Annotated in this window: 6 protein-coding genes; 3 read left to right on the top strand and 3 right to left on the bottom strand. The window is 68.1% G+C overall.

All coding sequences use genetic code 11. The features are described from left to right. The first annotated feature begins 806 nt into the window (after positions 1-806). Positions 807-1952, top strand: a complete 1146-nt coding sequence (locus tag ACQY7V_RS07700) for a sensor histidine kinase (RefSeq protein WP_428639650.1) — start codon at positions 807-809, stop codon at positions 1950-1952. After that, complete coding sequence (locus ACQY7V_RS07695; RefSeq protein ID WP_428639648.1) at positions 1949-2635, top strand: response regulator; 687 nt, start codon at positions 1949-1951, stop codon at positions 2633-2635. The genes ACQY7V_RS07700 and ACQY7V_RS07695 overlap by 4 nt, the downstream gene beginning before the upstream one ends. Positions 2636-2949: 314 nt before the next feature. Here the strand turns inward: ACQY7V_RS07695 and aroD are convergent, their stop codons facing one another. The 3 genes from aroD to ACQY7V_RS07680 are packed head-to-tail and all read right to left on the bottom strand — an operon-like array spanning position 2950 to position 6433. Further along, entirely contained in the window at positions 2950-3771 is an 822-nt protein-coding gene (aroD, locus tag ACQY7V_RS07690) for a type I 3-dehydroquinate dehydratase (protein ID WP_428639646.1), read from the bottom strand. After that, on the bottom strand, positions 3761-4996 hold the full coding sequence (dusB, locus tag ACQY7V_RS07685) for a tRNA dihydrouridine synthase DusB (RefSeq protein WP_428639652.1): 1236 nt from the start codon (positions 4994-4996) through the stop codon (positions 3761-3763). The genes aroD and dusB overlap by 11 nt, the downstream gene beginning before the upstream one ends. A 45-nt stretch (positions 4997-5041) precedes the next feature. Next, on the bottom strand, positions 5042-6433 hold the full coding sequence (locus tag ACQY7V_RS07680) for a glycine--tRNA ligase (protein ID WP_184452298.1): 1392 nt from the start codon (positions 6431-6433) through the stop codon (positions 5042-5044). 314 nt (positions 6434-6747) lie between these two features. Here ACQY7V_RS07680 and ACQY7V_RS07675 point away from each other — a divergent pair, with 314 nt between their 5' ends. Next, entirely contained in the window at positions 6748-7767 is a 1020-nt protein-coding gene (locus ACQY7V_RS07675; protein WP_428639643.1) for a metal ABC transporter substrate-binding protein, read from the top strand. Positions 7768-7797 lie beyond the last annotated feature (30 nt).

Genomic DNA, 7797 nt, shown 5'->3' with positions numbered 1-7797 from the left:
AGCGTGCGATCAGATCATCTAACTCCAGCTTGTACGGCTCGGCCGCGCCCGTCTGCGCGGAACACGCAGCGAGGGCGAGGCCGAGCGCGAACAGGCTCAGACGGCGCCACGTCATCAGTAGGCGACCTGAATCCACGGTCCATCCATCACATACCCGACACCCGAGTAGTCAGGGCTGTACGAGTAGACCCCTGGGGCCTGTTTCTTCGAGAATCGAGGACCTGAATATCCCGAATTGAAGTAGATCTGGGCCTTGGCATTGTGGCTACTCACTCCGGATGCCGCGCTGCAGTACGACCAGAATACGGTTCCACTGTCGTTTACCCCCACTGAGCATCCGGCGACCGCCTGCGCCGGCGCGATCGACGCGCCTGTGATCGCCATACTCACTGCACACACACCGAGGAGTGCCGTCATTCGAGACCTCATCGTCTCATCCTTTCCTTCACCGCCGAGCATCCTCATGCCCGCACGCCCAGTCTAGGAAGACGGCAACACCGACAACAGGCCGAGCGGTATCGCAGAATGTCAACACTCGCGTTGATCGAAGTCGACCACGCTCCGCATCGGCCGACGGCCCTCTATGCTGCCGAAGCAGGAGGCACGATCGGCGAAGCCGGTCCGCGCGCATGATCCATCACGGCACCGGGAGGCACAGTGCATTCGATTCTTGTCGCTTCGCTCATCTTCTTGTCGACGCCTGCGCCCGCATATGCGATCACTCCGGCACCGGACCTCGCCTCCGTTCAACTGAGGGATGGTAATCCTCTGATCTGCGCACTCTTCCCCTGGCTCCCCGACTGTCGATGAGCCGTTCCCTTCACGGCACCCACCAGGTGGAGCCGAGTCGCTTCCTCCGCGCTTTTCCCTTCCCCGCGCTGGCAGTCCTCCTCTTCCTGGCCGACGTGTTCTTCTATCCACCCACGACCGCCGCATCGTCAGCATTCCTCGCGATGATGTGCGTGGCATTGGGGTTCGCCGGACGATTCCCTCGGCTCTCAAGCGCCTCATTCCTCATCCTGCTCTTCGCCGGCCTGGCCGCACCCCACGAGCTCGCATCGATCGGCTTGAGCGCCCTCGGCGTCTACGCCGTCGCCGCACTGTGGATCTACAAGGGCTGGTACATCACCGCCGCACTCGCCCTCGCCGCCTACGGGGCGATCCACCTCCCGGGCCCCTACCTTCGCGCAGGCCTCCTCGAACTCGCCATCGGGGCCTTTCTCAGCATCCTCATCGGAGTAGGCGGCAGACGATTCACCGCGCGCCTGCGCACCGCCGATACCGAGCTCGCCCTCGAGAAGGAACGCTCGCACGCGCTGCTCGCCGAGGCCCGCCAGTCGACGGCCCAGATCCTCCACGACACCGCCGCAGCGCACCTCGTTCGAGCGATCGCCGCACAGGAAGAGGCGCTCGCCACCACGAGCGACCCTCGCCTCTCCCTTCAGCTCAAGGACGCCCTCGACGCCACACGAGCCGCGATGACCGACCTCCGCTTCGTCATCGACGCCTCGCCCGCCCCCTCTCCCGCCCCCGATACCCTGAGCGGCCTCCTGCGCGACAGCGAGCGAATGCTCGCCTCTCACGGCATCGCCCTCGACGCCGACGTCGAGGGCGACCTCGAAAACCGACTCGACGTTGAGAGACGAACGCTCCTGCTCACCCTCGTCCGGGAGGGGTGCGTCAACGTCTTCAAGCACGCGCCGAAGGACTCCACCGCCTCGCTCATCATTGAAAGCATCGACCTGCCAAGCCGGGCGGGCCTCGAACTCACCCTCATCAACGAAGTCGGAGCGAGTGCCACGACCGAGGCCTCGAGCGGACTCGGCCTGCCCGGCCTCGCCCGCCAAGCAGCCGTTCTCGGAGCGCGACTCGAAACCCACGTCATCGCAGATCGCTGGGTCCTGTCCGCACGGATCCCGCTCGCTCGAAGCGAAGACGAGGCGGACCGATGACCGCGCCGCTCACCCTCCTCATCGCCGAGGACGACGCCGAACTGCGCGCCAGACTCATCGACCTGCTCGGCCGCCACTCGGGCCTCGACATCATCGCAGCGGTCGGCGACGGTGCGGCCGCCCTCGATATCGCCCAAGACCTCCAGCCCGACATCGCCCTTCTCGACGTCCGCATGCCCGTCCTCGACGGGATCTCCACCGCCGAGCGGCTGCGCGAACTCGCACCCGGGGTCGTCGTCGTCCTCTACACGGCATTCGCCCTCCCGGATCTGCGCTCCAGAGCGCTTGCGGTCGGAGTGAACGGCATCCTCTCCAAGGATCTCCCGCCCGAAAGCCTCGCCGCCAACCTCCTCGCAGCCTATTCGGGAACCCGCATCATCTCCCCCGCCCTCGATGCGCCGCCCTCCCTCGTCCCCGCCTCTACCGCCGACGGCAATTCAGCCTTCGCCTCCGCCCTCGATCGTTTACCCGATCGGCTTCGCCCCGTCCTCGTCGAGCTCGCGCAGGCGAAGTCGAATCGAGAAATCGCGAAGGCGCTCAACATATCCGAGGGCTCGGCCCGCACCTACGTGAGTCAGATCCTCAAGCACCTCGGCTGCTCATCGCGGACCGAAGTCGCGATCCGCGCACAGCGCTGCGGGATCGGAGCAGATGCCGGTGCCCGCCGAAGCGAGGGCGATTAATCCCCTTCCCACCGGGAGCGAGGTGCCCGAGGGCGTCCTCGGAGCACTGATAGGCGAGCTGCGACTGGCTGCCGCCCCCTGGAAAAGCCACAGGCCGTTCATCTCCTCGACCGTCCCTGCAGGAAGAAGGCCCTCCTTCACCGGGCGATCGCGCCCGCCAGCCGAGCGATCGGCGTGGCTCGGATTGCATCGCGACACGCCGTACCGGATCTGCGTCCGGGCGAGGCCCGTCGACGCTTCACGCTCATCGTGGAGGCGAAGCGACCCATCGCCCGCAGATATCACGGCTCAGGGAAGAGACCGACCGATTGCTCTCAGCCCCGCTCAAGAAGATCAAGGACTCCCCGCGTCTCCTCGACGCTCAACTGCCCGGGCGCGGAAGCCGCCCCGAGGCTCGCGAAAGTCGCCGCCGATCCGAATCGCGAGCCCGCGATGCGGGTGAGCGCGCCATCCCCGCCCATGCCGATCGCGATGATCGGACGGGAGAACACGACGCGCGCCCGCAGCTGCACATCGAGCAGTCGAAGAGCATCCTGCGCGTCCCTCGCCCGGCAGGCGATCTTGAGGACGTCGGCGCCCGCCGCATCCATGCGCGACAGCACCCCGAAGACCGCCTCGCTCGGCGCAGTCGCAGAGAAGTCATGGTGCGAGGCGACGACGATCGCCCCCGCGGCCCGCGCCCCGGCGATGAGGTCTTTCGCCCCCGCACGGTCGATCTCGACATCGACGGCATCGGCGAGACGGGCGAGCAGGCCGACGAGCTCGGCGTACTCCACCGCGTCCAGCGAGGCCTCTCCGCCCTCGTCGATCGTCCGGATCGTCGCGAGGACGGGCAGCGGGCTGAGACACACCGCCTGCTCCCAGGCTCGCGCGATCTCGGCTGCGGCGTCCGCCCCCGCGGGCAGCGCGGCGAGGAGCGGGTCGACCCGCCATTCGACGAGATCGACCGATGCGCCCCCGGGTCCGGTCAGAAGCCTCATCTCGGCGTCCAGGGCCTCACGATCCGCGCCGAGGACCGGCGCGATGATCCGGGTGCGCCCGCCGAATCCGACGGCCCCGCGAGGCGCCCCCGCGCGTCCGATCATGACGATCCGCGAATCCGCGGGCCTCGCCGTCGCATTCATCTCAGCCTCCATCCGCCCCGTCCTCGGCCAGGCGGAGCTGGGAGCGCTCGGCCTCGGTGAGGAAGGGCGAGTCGAGCCACCCGTCGGGCAGATGCGGGGCCTTCTCCCCTCCGGCTCTGCCCCGCGGCCCCTCGGCCGCCTCGGGGAAGGGCTGATCGAGATCGAGGCTCATGAGCCGTTCATGCAGCTCATCCAGACTCGATACCATCGACAGGGCGTGCCGGGCGGACCCGCCCACCGCGAATCCTCGCAGGTACCAGCCGATGTGCTTGCGCATCTCGCGCATCGCGCGCACCTCGTCGCCCTGATCCGCGACGACCCACCGCGCGTGCCGCTCGATGATCCCGGCGATCTCGCGCAGGTCCGGATCACGGAACTCGGGCCCGCCCATGAGGGTCGAGACGATGTCGGCGAAGAGCCACGGACGCCCCTGGCATCCGCGACCGACGACGACCGCGTCGCAGCCGGTCTGCGCCATCATCCGCGCCGCATCCGCCCCGGAGAACACGTCCCCGTTGCCCAGGACCGGAACCGAGACCGCCTCCTTCAGCCGCGCGATCCGCTCCCAGTGGGCATGGCCCGAATAGTGCTGGACCTGCGTGCGGGCGTGCAAGGCGATCGCGGCGACGCCGCGGCGCTGAGCGATCCGGGCCGCATCGAGGAAAGTCACGTGCTCCTCATCGATGCCGACCCGCATCTTCACCGTCACCGGGACATCGCGCCCCGCCCTCGACCCCGCACGATCCGCCGCATCGACGACCGCGTGCACGAGATCATCGAAGAGGTCCTTCTTCCACGGCAGCGCCGCTCCCCCGCCCTTGCGCGTCACCTTCGGCACCGGGCAGCCGAAATTGAGATCGAGATGATCGACGAGATCGCGTTCGACGAGGATCTCGGTCGCCTTCGCCATGGCGGCCGGATCCACGCCGTAGAGCTGGATCGATCGGACGCGCTCGACCGGGTCGGGCCGCACCATCTCCCAGGTCCGGGCATTCCCCTCGACGAGGGCGCGGGAGGTCACCATCTCCATGACGTAAAGGCCGGCCGGCGCATCGACGCCCTTGACCGGGACGGGAGCCCCGCCCTCGCGCCCCGAATGGCCTGAAGACGCCGCGGGACGCAGGGCGCCGGGCAGGCCCTGCTCGCCGAACTCGCGGCACAGCCTGCGGAAAGGGGCGTCCGTCACCCCCGCCATCGGCGCGAGGACGACGGGCGACCAGACGCGCACCGGCCCGATCTCCAGCGGGGAGATCGGGCGCGGCGCGGGCGAGGACTGGGTCACTCAGCAGGCTCCGAGCTTCTCGATGAGCCAGGTCTTCACGCTCTCGAGCGGGATGCGCTCCTGGGCCATCGTGTCGCGGTCACGGACGGTGACGGCGCCGTCCTCAACCGAATCGAAGTCGTAGGTCACGCAGTACGGGGTGCCGATCTCGTCCTGGCGGCGGTAACGGCGGCCCACCGCGCCCGCGTCGTCGTACTCGACGTTCCAGACCTTGCGCAGCTCGGCGGCGAGCTCCTTCGCGGGCCCCGTCAGCTGATCCTTGCGCGAGAGCGGGAAGACCGCGACCTTGACCGGCGACAGGCGCGGGTCGAGCTTGAGGACCGTGCGCTTGTCGACGCCGCCCTTCGTGTTCGGGGCCTCGTCCTCGTGGTAGGACTCGACGAGGAAGGCCATGAGCGAACGGGTCAGGCCCGCCGAGGGCTCGATGACGTAGGGGGTCCAGCGCTCGCCGGTCTCCTGATCGTAGTAGTCAAGCTTCGCGCCCGAGTGCTCCGAGTGGGTCGTCAAGTCGAAGTCGGTCCGGTTCGCGATCCCCTCGAGCTCGCCCCACTCACTGCCCTGGAAGCCGAAGCGGTACTCGATGTCGACGGTCCGCTTGGAGTAATGGGAGAGCTTCTCCTTGGGATGCTCGTAGAAGCGGAGGTTGCCCGGATCGATGCCGAGGTCGACGTACCAGTCGCGGCGGTAGTCGATCCAGTACTGGTGCCACTCCTCGTCCGTGCCCGGAGCGCAGAAGAACTCGAGCTCCATCTGCTCGAACTCGCGGGTGCGGAAGATGAAGTTGCCGGGGGTGATCTCGTTGCGGAAGGACTTGCCGATCTGGCCGATGCCGAAGGGCGGCTTCTTGCGGGCCGAAGCCGCGACGTTCGCGTAGTTGACGAAGATGCCCTGGGCGGTCTCGGGGCGCATGTAGTGCAGGCCCGCCTCGTCGTCGACCGGGCCGAGGTAGGTCTTGAGGAGGCCGGAGAAGGCGCGGGGCTCGGTCCAGGCGCCGGGCTGGCCGGTGACGGGATCGGGCACCTGATCGAGGGTCACGGTATCCGGGTCGAGGCCCTTGCGCTCGGCGTAGGCCTCGATGAGCTCGTCGGCGCGGTAGCGCTTGTGGGTGTGCAGCGATTCGACGAGAGGATCGGTGAAGGCCTTGACGTGCCCGGAGGCGACCCAGGTCTCGCGCGGCAGGATCACGGAGGAGTCGAGGCCGACGACGTCCTCGCGCCCTCGGACCATGTACTGCCACCACTGCTTCTTGATGTTCTCCTTGAGCTCGACGCCGAGCGGCCCGTAGTCCCAGGCGGAACGGGTGCCGCCGTAGATCTCACCGCAGGGGTAGACGAAGCCCCGCCGCTTGGCGAGGGAGATGACGGAATCGAGACGGGAGGGGGCCTGTGCCACTGCTGCTCCTTGGGTTCGGTCGCCGCACCTGGCCGGCGCGGACGTGGTGCGTCGAGTCTAGCCGACCGGCCCGCACTCTCGCGTGGGGCATCCATCAGCGCTTCCCTGCGGGCACGAGCGATCCGGCGGCCCCGGCGGGTGCGACAGGGGCATGGGAAGGCGAGGCGGCGCCTTCGATCCCGCGGCAGTGCTGCGCCGCCCGAGGCGTTACTCCCGAGCGCCCGCGCGTCTCGCCCCCCGGCGGAGAGGGGAATGACGGGAGGCGCTCCTCACACTCTTTTGACAACGATTCCCAATAAAACGAGACTGAAGCCATGAAGATCTCTCGTCCCATCATCGCCGCCGGCACCCTCGCCCTCATGGCCTCGCTGTCCGCGTGCTCGCCGAGCAACAACGCGAACCCCGCGACCGAAACCGCCGAGTCCGCCGCGAAGACCGCACTCACGGTCAAGGCCTCCTTCTACCCCCTGAAGTACCTCACCGAGCAGATCGGCGGCGACCGGGTCGCAGTCGAATCCCTCACCCCCGACGGGGCCGAACCGCACGACCTCGAGCTCTCCCCCGCCGCCCTCGACTCCCTCGCCCGCGCCGACGCCGTGGTCTACCTCAAGGGCTTCCAGCCCGCCGTCGACGAAGCGATCGAGCAGTCCTCGCCGAAGAACGTCATCGACGTCTCCACCGCAGTGCAGCTGGTCGACGTCGAAGAAGCCGGCAACCATGCGGCCGAAGAGGAGGAGCACGAGGGCGAAGCCCACGAGGAGGCGGCCCACGACGATCACGCCCACGAAGGCGAAGAGGCGCACGCGCACGACCACGGCACGACCGACCCGCACTTCTGGCTCGACCCGGAGCGCATGGCGCAGGCCGCCACGCTCATCGGACAGGCCCTGGCCACCGCCGATCCCGACAACGCCCAGGAGTACACGGCGAACGCCGCCTCCACCGCGAAGTCGATGAAGGACCTCTCCACCGAACTCGTGACGGCAACCTCCAGCTGCGAACTCACGACCTTCGTCACCGCCCACTCCGCCTTCGGATACCTCGCCGATCGAACCGGGCTCACCCAGGTGGGCATCGCCGGGATCGACCCCGAGTCCTCCCCCTCGCCCGCGCGCCTCAAGGAGATCGAAGAGGTCATCACCAAGGAGAAGGTCACGACGATCTTCACAGAGACCCTCGTCGACCCGAAGGTCGAAGAGACCCTCGCCCGCGACCTCAAGGTCTCGACCGCGGTCCTCGACCCCGTCGAGTCCCAGTCCGATCCCTCGAAGGACTACGCGGCGGTCATGCGCGACAACATCACCGCGCTCAAAACGGCATTGAAGTGCAAGTGACCCCAGCAGATCCCGGTCGAGCCGGCACGG

Source organism: Schaalia sp. (assembly GCF_050312375.1).
In the GTDB taxonomy this organism is placed as follows: Bacteria; Actinomycetota; Actinomycetes; order Actinomycetales; family Actinomycetaceae; genus Pauljensenia; species Pauljensenia hyovaginalis.
The sequence above is the reverse complement of the archived record's forward strand: the minus strand, read 5'-3'. Positions and strand labels throughout refer to the sequence as shown.